This is a genomic window from Mesorhizobium sp. M1273 (assembly GCF_040318195.1).
Classification (GTDB): domain Bacteria; phylum Pseudomonadota; class Alphaproteobacteria; order Rhizobiales; family Rhizobiaceae; genus Mesorhizobium.
Window position 1 is genome coordinate 38405 of sequence record NZ_JAMYLV010000004.1, and the last position, 13881, is coordinate 52285.

Consider the following 13881-nt stretch of genomic DNA (forward strand, 5'->3'; position numbering starts at 1 on the left):
GGACAGAAAAACCTCCTTCTGCTAACCGGTCGACTTGATCAACAGAGGAGAGACGACGAATGCCCAGCACGACCGAAAAGCTCCTGTCGCTCCTCAACGGCCAGCCGGTCATACCGGTGCTGAAGATCGCCAATCCCGCCGACGCGGTGCCGCTGGCCCGGGCGCTGGCCCGCGGCGGCCTGCCGGCGATCGAGATCACGCTGCGCACCGCCGACGCGCTGGAGGCGATCCGCCGGGTGGCGGGCGAGGTTGAAGACGCCGTCGTCGGCGCCGGCACCATCCTGGACGCCCGCCAGTTCGGCGAGGCGGCGGCCGCCGGTTCGAAGTTCATCGTCAGCCCCGGCATCACCCGCGAGCTTCTCGCGGCAGCCAAGGACAGCGACGTGCCGTTGCTGCCCGGCGCCATCACGCCGGGAGAGGTCATGGCCGCCCGCGAAGCCGGCCTGCGCTTTCTGAAATTCTTCCCGGCCGAACAGTCGGGCGGCATCGCTTCACTCAAGGCTTTCGCCTCGCCGCTTGCCGACGTGAAATTCTGCCCGACCGGCGGTATCACCGGCAAGAATGCCGCCGACTACCTCAGCCTGCCCAACGTCATCTGCGTCGGCGGTTCCTGGGTGGCGCCGGACGATCTGGTCAAGGCCGGCAAATGGGACGAGATCGAAGCCTTGGCGCGCGCGGCAAGCAAGCTCGGGCGCTAGCATCTTCTGCATCAAAAGCCGCCGCCGATCTGGTTCGCCGGGCTGGTTCCCGCTCATGGGCTCGAACCACGATTCACGCCTTCAAAGGGCGCTGTCCTACCATTAGACGAAGCGGGAGAATGCCGACCGCTGGTTAGCATCCCTGGATGAAGGAAGCCAGTGCCGGCGGTGGAGGCCGCGCGGGGGTGCCAGCGCAGCCTTTACGATATTTACCCAGCGCGGCCTACTCGGTCTTGAAGCGGGCCACCGACATGAACTTGACGGCTTTGCCGGTGAACCGGTTTGCGTCGGCCATCTCGTTGCCCGGCTGGAAGCCTATCGTATAGACCTCTCTCGGTGCCGTACGGACGAAGTCGTAGGCGTAGCGCGGCGCCGTTGTCGCATCTGAAACGGTTGCGACATACTCACCGCTGTGCAGCGCCCACCGGGCGGCCTGCGGCGCGGCGGCGACCACCACCGGCTTGGGGCTGGGCTTCAGGTCGCGAGCGGTGGCCCTGGGTTCCTTGCGTGTGGTCTTCACGCCTGCACCGATGACGGCGGCCGGATCGGAGCCGGCCGGGCGGGCAACGATGGCCTCGCGCGGCGATGCCCCGTCGCTCGATGCCCCGTCGTCGCTCGCCGGTTCCTCGAACACCGATGCTTGCTCGGAAAGCGACGCGACCTTGTATTCGTCGGTCGCGCTGACCCTTTCCAGAACGGCCTTGACCTCGTCGGGCTGGGAACTGTCGGGCCGCGCCGACGGCAACACCGAGAATGCGTCGGTGGCGGTGTTGCTCCGCTCGGCCGCACTCGCCAGCGCCAGCAACACTTGCTTGTCCTGCGGCGCAAGACTAGCAGGCGAAAGATCGGCCGGCAGCGAATGATCGGGCCGCCAGCTCGGCACGGGAACGTTGTTTGCCGCGACCTGCACCGGGCCGGCCGCAGCAGACGGGTCTGCTATGCCGAACGGAACATTTGCCGGCGCCACGCTTGCCGGCGCTTGCGCGGTCGCCACCGCCTGTTCAGTCGATCCAGCCGCATCCGCCACGCCGAACGGAACGTTCTCAGGCGGCTGGGCGCCGACGTCCGTCTTCGGGCGCGGAGCAAAATCCGGCAGCGGAATGCTGCGCGCCGGCAATGCCGCGATGATCGTCTCCGGCGTGTCATCCTCCGGTTCAGGCGCAGGCGCCGGAGCATCGGCGACTTCCGGAATCTCGGCGCGCTTGGCATCCTGAGGCGCGACGATGGCAATGCCAGGCAGGTTGCTGCTCTTGGCGGACGGCGCCGGCTTCACGTTACGGGGCTTTTGCGCCGGCTCGGCCATCGCCACGTCGGCGCTGTCGTCCGCCTCGTCGTCGCCACCGCCGAACAAGGCTGCCAGGAACCCGCGGGATTTTTTGCCGCCGCCGCTTGCGCTGGCGAGCTCGATGGCCGGTGCGCCGGCGCCCTTGCGGGCCTTGTAGGAGGCGAGCGCCTGTTGATAACCAGGCAGCGGCTTGCCGTCGCTCGGCACATGCAGCGTCTTGCCGTTGGGGAACACGCGCGCCAGTTCCTGGCGGCTGATGCCGGGCCAGTGGCGCACATTGCCGACATCCATATGCACGAAGGGCGAGCCGGAGCTGGGGTAGTAGCCGACGCCGCCGCCCTGCATCCTGAGGCCGACGTCGCGCAGCTTCTTCAGCGGCACGCCGGGAATATAGAAATCCATCGCCCTGCCGAGCATGTGCTGGCTTTTTTCGGCGACGCCCCTGCTGCGGCTGCGCAGCATCGAATTCGTGGCCGGCGAACGATAGCCGCAGACGACCTGTATGTAGTCGGTGGCGCCGCTCTCCCGATAGGCCTCCCAGACCAGGTCCAGCAGGCGCGGATCCATCTTGGTCGGCTCGTTGCGACGCCAGTCGCGCAGGATGATGTTGATCTTTCGCAAGCCCGCCTGGTCGTAGCGGCCGTTGCGCTTGTAGACGATCTCCGCCTTTTCATGCGTGTGGAGATGATAGAGCTTCAGCGAACGTGTCTCGGCGCTGGCGCCGGTTGCCGCCGCTGCAAGGAACCCGACGGCAACAATCACCGCTGCCAGCCATCTCGGCCAGACGCTCATGTGATAATGCCGCCCGTTTTCGTGTCGTTCGATTCTGTTCAAATCAAAAGGCCTTGCAGGCTGCCGTTTTGTCCCCGGATTTGACCAAACGGATGCGTGGTGTGTGCATCCGAATATCGATCCTAATGGTTAATCATCGCTTATTGAAGCCGAAATGCGGTAACACGGTGGCGATATCCCGCCAAAAATATTGCGCAGGATATCTTGGTAAACCGCTGGTTTAGATCATGTTTTGGCGCCAGCTCGAAACACGATCTGTTACCGTCCGCCTTAATACGTGAACACTGTGGCGAACACATCATTTCGAGGCGCAGTTGCGTGGAATGATGTCCGGATGAGAACCGGCTTGGCCCTGTGACTCAGGAAGCGAGCCGTTCGACGCGGCCGGTTTCCGGGTCGATGCCGTATTCCTTGAGCTTGCGGTAGAGCGTCGACCGGCCGATGCCGAGGCGGCGGGCGACTTCGCTCATCTGGCCGTTATAGTGATCGATGGCGAGCTTGATCATTTCGAGTTCGACGTCGGCCAGCGCACGCACATTGCCGCGCTCGTCGAGCGCCCGCAGCGTGCCGAAACGAGGCCTGGCCGGTGCATCGGGCTCGGCCGCGGCGACGCCGACGGCGGCCGGGACGTTATCACGCGGCTGGCTGCCCGAACCCACTCCGGAAGCTGGCCACCCTGGAGTTGGCCCCCCTGAAGCTGGCCACCCTGGAGCTGGCAAGGCGATACCCGAATCGAGATTGACCGTGCCCTCGACTTGCGCCCGGATCTGCGGGAATTCTTCTTCGGTCAGCATGTCGCCGTCGGCGAGCACCGAGGCCCGGAAGACGGCGTTTTCGAGCTGCCTTATGTTGCCCGGCCAGTCATAGGCCTGCAGCATGGCAAGCGCCGCAGCCGAGATGCCCCGCAGGCGGTGGCGCGGATCGGCGGGCGCCACCTTCTCCATGAAGTGCTCGACCAGATAGGGGATGTCGCCGCGACGGTCGCGTAATGGCGGCACGAAGATCGGATAGACGTTCAGCCGGTAGAACAGGTCCTCGCGGAACTTGCCGTCCTTGACCTGCTGCAGCAGGTTGCGATGGGTTGCCGAGATCAGCCTGATGTCGACCCTGACGGTCAAGCGGCCGCCAACCGGATCGACCTCGCCGTCCTGTACGGCGCGCAACAGCTTGACCTGCACGTCGAGCGGCAGGTCGCCGATCTCGTCAAGGAACAGCGTGCCGGTGTGCGCTTCGACGAACTTGCCGGTATGTTTTTCGGTGGCGCCGGTGAACGAGCCCTTCTCGTGCCCGAACAGGATCGATTCGACCAGATTGTCGGGGATGGCGCCGCAATTGACGGTGACGAAGGGTTTCGAGCGGCGGTCGCCGCTGCCCTGGATGGCGCGCGCCACCAGTTCCTTGCCGACGCCGGATTCACCTTCGATCAGGATCGGAATGTTGGACGCCGCCGCCTTGCTGCCGAGCCGGATCACCCGATCCATCGCCGGACTGTGGGTGATCATGTCCTTGAACGTCAGATGGCCGCCGCGCTGCCGTGACGAGCGCTTCACTTCGCCTTCGAGCGCTTCGACCTTGAGGGCGTTGCCGATCGACGCCTGCAGCCTGTCGGGAGAGGCCGGCTTGACGACGAAGTCGAAGGCGCCGTGACGCATTGCCGAAACGACGGTTTCGATGCCGCCCTGCGCGGTCTGCACGATGACGGGAATATGGATGCCACGCTCGCGCATCGCCTTCAGCACGCCGATGCCATCGAGGCCCGGCATCATCAGGTCGAGGATGATCACCGACACGTCGCGCGCATTGGGTCCGTCGACGAGATCGAGACCGGCCTCGCCGCCATCGGCGACGATCGCGGTGTGGCCGAATTTCGTCACCGCCGCCTCGAGCAGCCTGCGCTGCACGGGATCGTCATCGACTATGAGTATGGAAGCTGCCATGACTGATCCGACCGTGCCCGCCCGAGAATGCGCCCTATGGATCATCTTGGCACAGGGTTCTAAATAAGCTTTCAAAAAACCCGGTGAATGAATTCCTTAGGATTTGACCGGCTTCTCGTTTCCTCGAATTTTTGTGTCTGGAAGGATCGGCAATGCGCATGGTTTTTGCTCGAAAGCTGGCGGCGGCGCCCGGTCAGGGCGTGGCGGAGCTTGGCGACCTGCCGGAATGGAATCTAGCCGATCTCTATTCGGGCATGCAGGCGCCCGAGTTGAAGCGCGACATCGCCAAGGCCGCCGCCGATGCCATCGCCTTCGAGAGCCGTTGGAAAGGCACGCTCGCCGCCGAGGCCGGGCGTGGCGGCGCCGGCAGGCTTGGCGAGGCGCTTCAGGCCTATGAAGCGCTGGAGGAGCTGATCGGCCGCATCGTCTCCTATGCCGGGCTTGTCTATGCCGGCAACACGTCGGATCCGCAGCGCGCCAAGCTCTATGGCGACATCCAGGAAAAGATGACCGATGCCAGCGCGCACCTGCTGTTTTTCGCGCTCGAGCTGAATCTCATCGACGATGGTGCGATCGAAACCGCACTCGCCGCCGATCCGGCCTTCGCCCATTACCGGCCCTGGGTGCTCGATCTGCGCAAGGATAAGCCCTATCAGCTCGAAGACCGCATAGAGCAGCTCTTCCATGAAAAATCGATCACCGGGCGCGGGGCCTGGAACCGCCTGTTCGACGAGACGATGACCGATTTGCGCTTCGACGTCGACGGCGAGGAGCTGACGCTGGAGCCGGCGCTCAATCGCCTCCAGGACGCAGACAGCGAGGTGCGCCGCCGGGCGTCCGAGGCGCTGGCCACGACCTTCCGCAAGAATTTGCGCGTCTTTACGCTGGTCACCAACACGCTGGCCAAGGACAAGGAGATCTCCGACCGCTGGCGCGGCTTCGAGGACATTGCCGATTCCCGCCATCTCGCCAATCGCGTCGAACGCAGCGTGGTGGATGCGCTCGCCGCCGCGGTTCGCGACGCCTATCCACGCCTGTCGCATCGCTATTACGCGATGAAGGCGCGCTGGCTCGGCATGGAGGTGATGAACCACTGGGACCGCAATGCGCCATTGCCCGAGACCCCACAGGCGGTCATCGGCTGGGACGAGGCCAAGAACACCGTGCTTTCCGCCTACCAGCGCTTTTCGCCCGACATGGCGGAGATCGCCAGAACTTTCTTCGACCGCAACTGGATCGATGCACCGGTGAGACCCGGCAAGTCGCCTGGCGCCTTCGCCCATCCGACCGTGCCTTCGGCGCATCCCTATGTGCTGCTCAACTACATGGGCAAGCCGCGCGACGTGATGACGCTGGCGCACGAGCTCGGCCACGGCGTGCACCAGGTGCTGGCCGGCGGCCAGGGCGCCCTGATGGCATCGACGCCGCTGACGCTGGCCGAAACCGCATCGGTGTTTGGCGAAATGCTGACCTTCCGCTCGCTGCTCGAGCAGACCACCGACAAGCGCGAACGCAAGGCCATGCTCGCCCAGAAGGTCGAGGACATGATCAACACGGTCGTGCGCCAGATCGCCTTCTACGAGTTCGAGCGCAAGGTGCATGCCGAGCGCAGGAGCGGCGAACTGACCTCCGACAAGCTCGGCCAGTTCTGGTTGGAAGTGCAGGCGGAAAGCCTCGGGCCGGCGATCAAGCTGCGCGAAGGGTACGAGGTTTTCTGGACCTATATCCCGCACTTCATCCACTCGCCTTTCTACGTCTATGCCTACGCATTCGGCGATTGCCTGGTGAACTCGCTCTACGCGGTCTACCAGAACGCCGAGCGCGGCTTTCAGGAGAAATATTTTGCCATGCTGCGCGCCGGCGGCACCAAGCATCATTCCGAGCTTCTAGCGCCGTTCGGCCTCGACGCGGCCGACCCTGCCTTCTGGCAGATCGGGCTTGGCGTGATCAGCGGACTGATCGACGAGCTGGAAACACTGGACAAGTGATGCGCAACACTGGACGATGCGCAACACCGGATGACCGGGTTTTCCAGAACAGTTTAGCAGCAACGCATATTGGCGATGGTCTATTCTTGTCTTGGTTATTTGTTCTTAAATAACTTTCCATGGAAGTTTTCCGTTAGATTCCCGTAAGCTGTATGATAGCGTCCGCCCTCAAGCTCAGCCGGGCACGAATGGATCCGGTCGGAAAATCCCGACCGGCCATGGCGTGTCGGCGGATGCGACAACGGTTGTTGGCCAGGGGCAAACCGGTCGCCGACAGCTCGATCGAAGCCGGCTGTTCTGCAAATTGCGGAACCACCATCGAATGGTCCTTCGCCGAGGTCATGGCTCTACAGGCCAGGGCGGACGGATCGGACTGGAGAGAGAAAGACAATGGGCACTTTTTTCTACATGCTCCTGGCGTTCCTGGTAGGTGTGTTGGTTGGCTGGTTCATTTGGGGACGCCTGCGTGGCGAACTCGACAGTTTGCGCGGCGATCTAGACCGCAGGCGCAGCGAACGCGACAGATTGCGGGCCGATAGCGACCGTCTGACCGGTGAGTTGGATGCATGCGGCCGCGCCCGCGCCGATCTCGAACGCCGGCTGGGCGAGGCGAAAACCACCCAGGCGCCAACCGCGAAGGCGGCAACAGCCAAGGCGCCAGCCGCCAATGCCGGTGCGACCAAGGCGGCGATGCAGGCGCCGTCAACCCTGATTTCGACATCCGCACCAGCCAAACCGGCGCCGAAGAAATCTGCAACGGCGAAGGCCGCGACCGCGCCACGCGCAAGTGCCGCGAAAACGGCAACGCCGAAACCGCCTGCATCGAAAGCGAGCGCCGCGCCGACGGCAAGCAAGGCTGCGCCGGCGGCAAGCAAGGCCGCGACCGGCAAGGCAACAGCTATTGCCCCAGGCAAAGCCAACGACCTGCGTCGCCTGATCGGCATCGGCCCCACCAACGAGCGGCTGCTCAAAGGGCTTGGGGTCACGACCTATGCCCAGATCGCCGCCTGGACACCCGACGATGTCAAGCGGATCGAGGCGACGTTGAATTTCGACGGCCGCATCGAACGTGAACGCTGGATCGAGCAGGCGAAACTGCTTGCCGCCGGCGACGAAAAGGAATTTGCGCGCCGCTTCCCGACCGCGGGAGAAGCCAGCAACACCTGATCCATCGCAAGGCGGCATCGGGAACAAGGCGGCGCTCTCGGGCGCCGCTTTTGTTTTTGCCCGCCGCGCCTTTGCGTCTTTGGACGCCGTTCCCTCGATTGCGCACGGTCGAGCCCCCATATAGATCGATCGCTGGTGACCGCAGCATCCGAGCCTTATGTCCCTGCCCCTGCCCTTTGCAATTTTCAGGAACGACGAGACCGCGCGGCAGCTCGTTTTCGACCGGCCGGCCGAGATAATCGCAGCGCATGGCGAGGCGGATTTTTTACCGGCGCTGGAAGCCGCGCAGGCTGCACATGACGGCGGCAAATGGCTGGCCGGTTATTTCTCCTACGAGGCCGGTTACCTGCTCGAACCCAAGCTCGTTCCGCTGCTGCCGGCCGGCCGCCGCGCCCCGCTTTTTTGCCTCGGCGTGTTCGATGCGCCGGTCGAGCAGACGGTCGCGCCAGGCGATCCGCCGGCCAGCAACGGCCCAATCTTCGACGCCAAGGCAGCCTGGTCTTCGGACGACTACGCCAAACGCTTTGCCAGGCTGCATGACCACATCCGCAAGGGCGACTGCTACCAGGGCAATCTGACCTTTCCGGTCCATGCGCAGTGGTCGGGCGACCCGCTGGTCGCCTTCAACGCGCTGACCGAACGCCAGCCGGTGAAGTATGGGGCGCTGGTCGCGCTCGGCGATCCGATCGTCTTGTCGCGTTCGCCCGAACTGTTCTTCGAGGTGGACGCGGAAGGCATGATCGAGACGCATCCGATGAAGGGCACCGCGCCGCGCGGCGCAACAAAAGCCGAGGACGATCGCCTGAAAGCGTTCTTGCGCAACGACGAGAAGAACCAGGCCGAGAACCGGATGATCGTCGATCTCCTGCGCAATGACATTTCACTGATCAGCGAGGTTGGCACGCTCGATGTGCCGGAGCTTTTCCGCATCGAGAGCTACCCGACCGTCCACCAGATGGTGAGCCGCGTGCGGGCGAAACTCTTGCCCGGCCTCGCCATCCATCAGATTTTCGCCGCGCTGTTCCCCTGCGGCTCGATTACCGGCGCACCGAAGATCCGCGCCATGGAGATCCTGCGCGAGCTGGAAAGTGGCCCGCGCGATGTCTATTGCGGCGCCATAGGCTGGATCGCGCCCGGGGGCCGGATGCGCTTTTCGGTGGCGATCCGCACCATCTCGCTCTTTGCCAATGGCGAGGCGGTCTACAATGTCGGCGGTGGCGTCGTCTTCGATTCGACAGCCGAAGAGGAGTACCAGGAGTGTCTGCTGAAAGCCCGTTTCGCGACAGGAACACTGCCGATTTCGAACTGATCGAAACAATGCGCTGGGAACCCGGCTCGGGTTTCCTCCGTTTCGACCGCCATCTCGCGCGGCTTTACGGCTCGGCAAGCGAACTCGGTTTCGCCTGCGATCCGACAAGGGTCGGCGAAGCGCTGATGAATGCGGTCGGCCACCAACAGATCGCGTTGCGCACCCGCCTCGTCCTGTCGCGCAAGGGCGAAATGGCGGTGTCGGTGCAGCCCTACGAGCCGCTCGCCGCAGACAAGGTCTGGACCCTGCAGCTGGCGCGCGTGCGGCTTGATTCGAGCGATATGCTGCTGCGCCACAAGACCAGCCGCCGACAAACCTATACGCGCGCGCGCGCCGAATATCTCGCCGGGCGCGCCGACGAGGTGCTGCTCGCCAATGAGCGCGGCGAAATCTGCGAGGGCACGATCACCAATGTCTTTGCCGATTTCGGCGACGGCGTGCTGGCCACGCCGCGGCTCGATTGCGGCCTGCTGCCTGGCGTCCTGCGCGGCGAACTGCTGGATCAAGGCCGCGCCGGTGAAGCGGTCTACACGTGGAACGAACTGAAATCGGCCAAGGCGCTGTTCGTCGGCAACTCGCTGCGCGGATTGATCCCGGCGCGGCTGGGCTGAAGCATCTGGAGACAACAATGTTCGTGGTTTCGCTGAACTACAAGGTGCCGCTGACCGAGATCGACCGCCTGCAGCAAGCGCATGTCGAGTGGCTGAAGGCCTGCTATGCGCAAGGTATCTTTGTCGCCTCCGGGCCAAAGCGGCCAAGGACCGGCGGCATCATCATCGCGCGTGGTCCACGCGAAGTGCTCGAAGCCAGACTGGCGGACGATCCCTTCGCCAAGGCAGGTGCCGCCGATTACGAAATCACCGAATTCACGGCGAGAATGGCCGCCGCCGCACTGGAAGCCTACAAAGAGGCATGAGCTTCCGCCCGCCGACCCACACACCCTATGACGGCTCGTCGAAACTGTTCACCATCGGGCTGAAGCCGCTCAATCTCGATAGCTGGATCGAGGTCGACGAATATCTGCTGCCCTATCTTGCCGAGAAACGCCGGCTTTATGCGGAAATTCCCGGCAAGGTTTTTGTCGAGGAGCAAACAACGCGCGACGCTCAGCGCGAAGTGCTCGATCTGCTCGGTGCGCATCTGGCGGCGAACTTTCCTGAGACCCACAGGCGTACCGACAATGCGATCGAGGTGATCGGCGGCATCGACAATCTCGAGGGCTCAGGCACCTCAGCTTCTTTCAGCGATGCGCCGCTTGTCGCGGCCTCGTTGCTCGTCCAGGAGGATTTGATCCTGATGCGTCGCGACGAGAGCGGCTGGCGTCTGGCGGCCGGCTCGCTCTGCTTCCCGTCGTCATGGTCGCTGATCGAAAAATTCGGCAAGCCGCTGCAGCAGATCCACGCGCCGGTACCGGGTTTCGGCCCGGGCACACGCCCGGCCGATCTCATCAACCGCATGTTCGACGGCCTCCAGGGCCAAGCCGTCGAGCGCTACAACTGGTCGATCCAGGCGGGCGACGCACTCTACCACCCGCTCTCCAACCTCGAACGCGTCGACCGCGCCAGCAATCGCCCGTCGAGATTCCCGGATGGCGACATCGACGCCCATGCCTTTATCCGCGTCGAGCGGCAGACGCTGAGAAAGCTCCCCGTTTCGGGCGACGTACTCTTCACCATCCGCATCCATCTCGACCCGCTCGCCGTGCTGGAACGCCACCCCGACCGCGCGGCGCTCGCGGCGTCCTTGGCCGAACAACTTCTGGCGCTGGACGAGGCACAACTCGACTACAAGGGGATGACCGCCGACCGTGACCGGCTGGTGGAAACACTGAAAATGATCGCTGGGGGGAACAATGATCCAGCATCTTAGCAGGCCGGTCACGTTCATGGCCGCGATCCTGGTGCTGTCGACAGCAGCCGAGGCGGAGCCGGTGACTTATGCCGGCAAGCTTGGAAAGGCCGATATCGTCGTCGAATTCACCGGCGACCCCGCGGCGCCCGGCGGCCCGCTGGCCGGCCGCTATTTCTACCGCTCGAAGGGCGTTGACATCCCGCTGCAGGCCCGGTCTCAAAGGGGCAGCAAGTTCGAACTGGCCGAGGAGGAGGCATGCGGCGCCGACAATTGCGATGACGGAAAGGCCGCGCCGATTGCCGCTGTGTGGCGCCTGGCCTCATCCAGTAACGGCAAGACCCTTGAAGGCAGCTGGAACGGAAAGAAGGCGCTGCCGCTCAGATTGGAACGGGTCGCAAGTCGGCAAGTGACCGGGAACGAGCCCGGCACCCCGCTCGATCTCTACGATTTCAGCTTCATGAAGTTCTTCGCCAATGACACGCCGCTCACTATGGAAACGTCCCCTTATGACTATCTGCGGATGGACACTCAGCTCGATAACGGCAAGACGACTGGTTGGCCGGACGCAACCTACCGCTATGTCGTCGACCCCCGCACCAGGTTTGCCACGCCGCGCATTGTCGAACTGTCCGGCGACGTTCCGATCGAGGCCGCGAATGCTCTGCTGCAAGAGAGGCACTGGCGCGCAAACATCGGCGCACTGGGCTGCGTGGCGGCGCAATATGCCGGTTTCAACGACGGCGGGCCAATTGACGGTATGAACGGCGGCACGCTCGGCGGCTATGAGGACAGCACATTCGAAGTGACGTCGCTGACTCCGCGGCTGATGAGCTGGCGGGAGTCCGGCAGCATCTTCTGCGGCGGAGCGCATCCGACCAACTATTCGGACGCCTACATCATGGATGTGCGGCGCGGCGTCCTGCTTGGCCTTCAGGACATTTTCTCGGATACGGTGGATGGCAAGCCCGGTCCTTCCCTGGCCTCCTTCGTCAAGCAGCGGCGCAAGAAACCGATCGATCAGACCGATATCGATCACGAAGCCGAATGCGGCATGGACGATCTCATCGGCGAATATCTAGCGGTCAGCCTCTGGCGTGAGGGCGACAAGCAGGTTCTGGTTTTCGGGCTCCAGACCCTGCCGCATGCCATCCAGGCCTGCGCCGACGATCTGCTGGAACTGCCGGTCTCCGAGGCACGTGACCTCTTCAAGCCTGCATTCGCGAGACTAGTCGAGCCGTAGCCGGGATGGCGCGGCGTGAGGCCGGCCGTCCGCTTTTCGCTTTATTGTGACAATGATCTATGGTTTGTCGCGCCGCGGCCAAGCCGCTGTTCCGAAGCGTTTTTTGAGGGAGTAATCGATAAATGGCGAATGAAAACTGGCCCGTTTACGGTGAGATCACCGGCCCTGTAGTGATGATCGGCTTCGGCTCGATCGGACGGGGAACGCTGCCGCTGATCGAGCGCCATTTCAAATTCGACAAGTCGCGCATGACGGTCATCGACCCGCGCGACACCGACCGCAAATTGCTCGACGAGCGCGGCATCACTTTCATGCAGGATGCGGTGACCAAAAAGAACTACAAGAAGCTGCTGACACCACTTTTGACCAATGGCGGCGGCCAGGGCTTTTGCGTCAACCTGTCGGTCGACACTTCCTCGCTTGAGCTGATGAAGCTCTGCCGCAAGCTTGGCGTCCTCTATATCGACACGGTGGTCGAACCCTGGCTCGGCTTTTATTTCGACGAGAAGGCCGACAACGCCTCACGCACCAACTATGCGCTGCGCGAGACCGTACGTACTGAAATCGCGAAGAACCCGGGCGGCACCACGGCGATCTCGTGCTGCGGCGCCAATCCGGGCATGGTCTCGTGGTTCGTCAAGCAGGCACTGGTCAATCTCGCCACAGATCTTGGCCTCGACTTCTCGGAACCCGCGCAGCACGATCGCGAAGGCTGGGCCAGGCTGATGAAGAAGGCCGGCGTCAAGGGCATCCATATCGCCGAGCGCGACACCCAGCGCACCAAGAAGCCCAAGCCGATGAACGTGTTCTGGAACACCTGGTCGGTCGAAGGCTTCATTTCGGAAGGGCTGCAGCCGGCCGAGCTCGGCTGGGGCACGCATGAGGCGTGGATGCCGAAGAACGCCAAAAGCCACAAGAACGGTTCGAAGGCCGCGATCTATCTGGAGCAGCCCGGCGCCAATACACGCGTGCGCACGTGGTGTCCGACGCCCGGCCCGCAATACGGTTTCCTGGTGACACACAACGAAGCGATCTCGATTGCCGATTTTTTCACGCTGCGCGGCAAGAAGGGCAAGGTGCAATACCGGCCGACCTGCCATTACGCCTATCATCCCTGCAACGACGCAGTGCTGTCGCTGCACGAGATGTTCGGTGTCGCCGGCAAGGCTCAGCCCGTGCATCACGTGCTCGACGAAAATGAACTGGTCGATGGCGTCGACGAACTCGGCGTGCTGCTCTACGGCCACGCCAAGAACGCCTACTGGTACGGCTCGCAGCTGTCGCTGGCCGAGGCGCGCAAGCTGGCGCCCTATCAGAACGCCACCGGCATGCAGGTCACGTCGGCGGTGCTGGCCGGCATGGTCTGGGCGCTGGAAAATCCCGAGGCCGGCATCGTCGAGGCCGACGAGATGGATTACAAGCGCTGCCTCGACGTGCAGGGCCCCTATCTCGGGCCGGTCAGGAGCTATTATACCGACTGGACACCGCTCGACAATCGGCCTGGTCTGTTTCCCGAGGATCTCGATACCAAAGACCCGTGGCAATTCCGCAACATCCTCGTTCGATAGCAGCGTTGCCTCGACACTCGGCCAGCTTGCAATCGCCCGGAAATCG

The 13881-nt window shown here is 63.5% G+C and carries 11 protein-coding genes and 1 tRNA gene; 9 read left to right on the top strand and 3 right to left on the bottom strand.

Translation table 11 applies throughout. From position 1 onward, the window contains the following. The first annotated feature begins 59 nt into the window (after nt 1-59). On the top strand, nt 60-698 hold the full coding sequence (locus tag NKH30_RS06075; protein ID WP_352469543.1) for a 2-dehydro-3-deoxy-phosphogluconate aldolase: 639 nt from the start codon (nt 60-62) through the stop codon (nt 696-698). Nucleotides 699-741: 43 nt separating this feature from the next. Here NKH30_RS06075 and NKH30_RS06080 read toward each other — a convergent pair. The 3 genes from NKH30_RS06080 to NKH30_RS06090 form a co-directional block, all read right to left on the bottom strand. Further along, a tRNA-Gln gene (locus NKH30_RS06080) sits at nt 742-815 on the bottom strand. A 106-nt stretch (nt 816-921) separates the two neighbouring features. Further along, nucleotides 922-2775, bottom strand: coding sequence for a peptidoglycan L,D-endopeptidase MepK (mepK, locus tag NKH30_RS06085; protein WP_352994560.1), 1854 nt, complete (start codon nt 2773-2775; stop codon nt 922-924). 359 nt (nt 2776-3134) lie between these two features. Beyond that, a complete protein-coding gene (locus tag NKH30_RS06090; protein ID WP_352539348.1) occupies nt 3135-4712 on the bottom strand; it encodes a sigma-54-dependent transcriptional regulator in 1578 nt (525 codons plus the stop codon). 152 nt (nt 4713-4864) lie between these two features. Between NKH30_RS06090 and NKH30_RS06095 the strand changes: the two genes are divergently transcribed. The 8 genes from NKH30_RS06095 (at nt 4865) to NKH30_RS06130 (ending at nt 13835) form a co-directional block, all read left to right on the top strand. After that, nucleotides 4865-6700 carry a M3 family oligoendopeptidase gene (locus NKH30_RS06095; RefSeq protein WP_352539349.1) on the top strand — a complete coding sequence of 612 codons (1836 nt, stop codon included), beginning with the start codon at nt 4865-4867 and terminating at the stop codon, nt 6698-6700. A gap of 390 nt (nt 6701-7090) precedes the next feature. Then, on the top strand, nt 7091-7867 hold the full coding sequence (locus NKH30_RS06100) for a helix-hairpin-helix domain-containing protein (RefSeq protein WP_352994564.1): 777 nt from the start codon (nt 7091-7093) through the stop codon (nt 7865-7867). Nucleotides 7868-8024: 157 nt separating this feature from the next. Continuing rightward, nucleotides 8025-9176 (top strand): aminodeoxychorismate synthase component I, encoded by a 1152-nt coding sequence (locus NKH30_RS06105; protein WP_352539351.1) that lies wholly within the window; start codon nt 8025-8027, stop codon nt 9174-9176. Next, a complete protein-coding gene (locus NKH30_RS06110) occupies nt 9125-9787 on the top strand; it encodes an aminotransferase class IV family protein (RefSeq protein WP_352539352.1) in 663 nt (220 codons plus the stop codon). Before NKH30_RS06105 ends, NKH30_RS06110 begins: the two co-directional genes overlap by 52 nt. Nucleotides 9788-9804: 17 nt before the next feature. Then, a complete protein-coding gene (locus NKH30_RS06115; RefSeq protein ID WP_352469536.1) occupies nt 9805-10092 on the top strand; it encodes a YciI family protein in 288 nt (95 codons plus the stop codon). Beyond that, nucleotides 10089-11045 (top strand): heme-dependent oxidative N-demethylase family protein, encoded by a 957-nt coding sequence (locus NKH30_RS06120; RefSeq protein ID WP_352539353.1) that lies wholly within the window; start codon nt 10089-10091, stop codon nt 11043-11045. Before NKH30_RS06115 ends, NKH30_RS06120 begins: the two co-directional genes overlap by 4 nt. Beyond that, the gene (locus NKH30_RS06125; protein WP_352539354.1) at nt 11029-12267 is read left to right on the top strand and encodes a hypothetical protein; all 1239 of its coding nucleotides are present in this window, start codon (nt 11029-11031) and stop codon (nt 12265-12267) included. Before NKH30_RS06120 ends, NKH30_RS06125 begins: the two co-directional genes overlap by 17 nt. Nucleotides 12268-12389: 122 nt before the next feature. Next, on the top strand, nt 12390-13835 hold the full coding sequence (locus tag NKH30_RS06130) for a homospermidine synthase (RefSeq protein ID WP_352448220.1): 1446 nt from the start codon (nt 12390-12392) through the stop codon (nt 13833-13835). Nucleotides 13836-13881: the final 46 nt, after the last annotated feature.

Coding starts and splice junctions, on each gene's coding strand:
- NKH30_RS06075 (WP_352469543.1), top strand. CDS start 60: ATGCCCAGCACGACCGAAAAGCTCCTGTCGCTCCTCAACGGCCAGCCG.
- mepK (WP_352994560.1), bottom strand. CDS start 2,775: ATGAGCGTCTGGCCGAGATGGCTGGCAGCGGTGATTGTTGCCGTCGGG.
- NKH30_RS06090 (WP_352539348.1), bottom strand. CDS start 4,712: ATGGCAGCTTCCATACTCATAGTCGATGACGATCCCGTGCAGCGCAGG.
- NKH30_RS06095 (WP_352539349.1), top strand. CDS start 4,865: ATGCGCATGGTTTTTGCTCGAAAGCTGGCGGCGGCGCCCGGTCAGGGC.
- NKH30_RS06100 (WP_352994564.1), top strand. CDS start 7,091: ATGGGCACTTTTTTCTACATGCTCCTGGCGTTCCTGGTAGGTGTGTTG.
- NKH30_RS06105 (WP_352539351.1), top strand. CDS start 8,025: ATGTCCCTGCCCCTGCCCTTTGCAATTTTCAGGAACGACGAGACCGCG.
- NKH30_RS06115 (WP_352469536.1), top strand. CDS start 9,805: ATGTTCGTGGTTTCGCTGAACTACAAGGTGCCGCTGACCGAGATCGAC.
- NKH30_RS06120 (WP_352539353.1), top strand. CDS start 10,089: ATGAGCTTCCGCCCGCCGACCCACACACCCTATGACGGCTCGTCGAAA.
- NKH30_RS06125 (WP_352539354.1), top strand. CDS start 11,029: ATGATCCAGCATCTTAGCAGGCCGGTCACGTTCATGGCCGCGATCCTG.
- NKH30_RS06130 (WP_352448220.1), top strand. CDS start 12,390: ATGGCGAATGAAAACTGGCCCGTTTACGGTGAGATCACCGGCCCTGTA.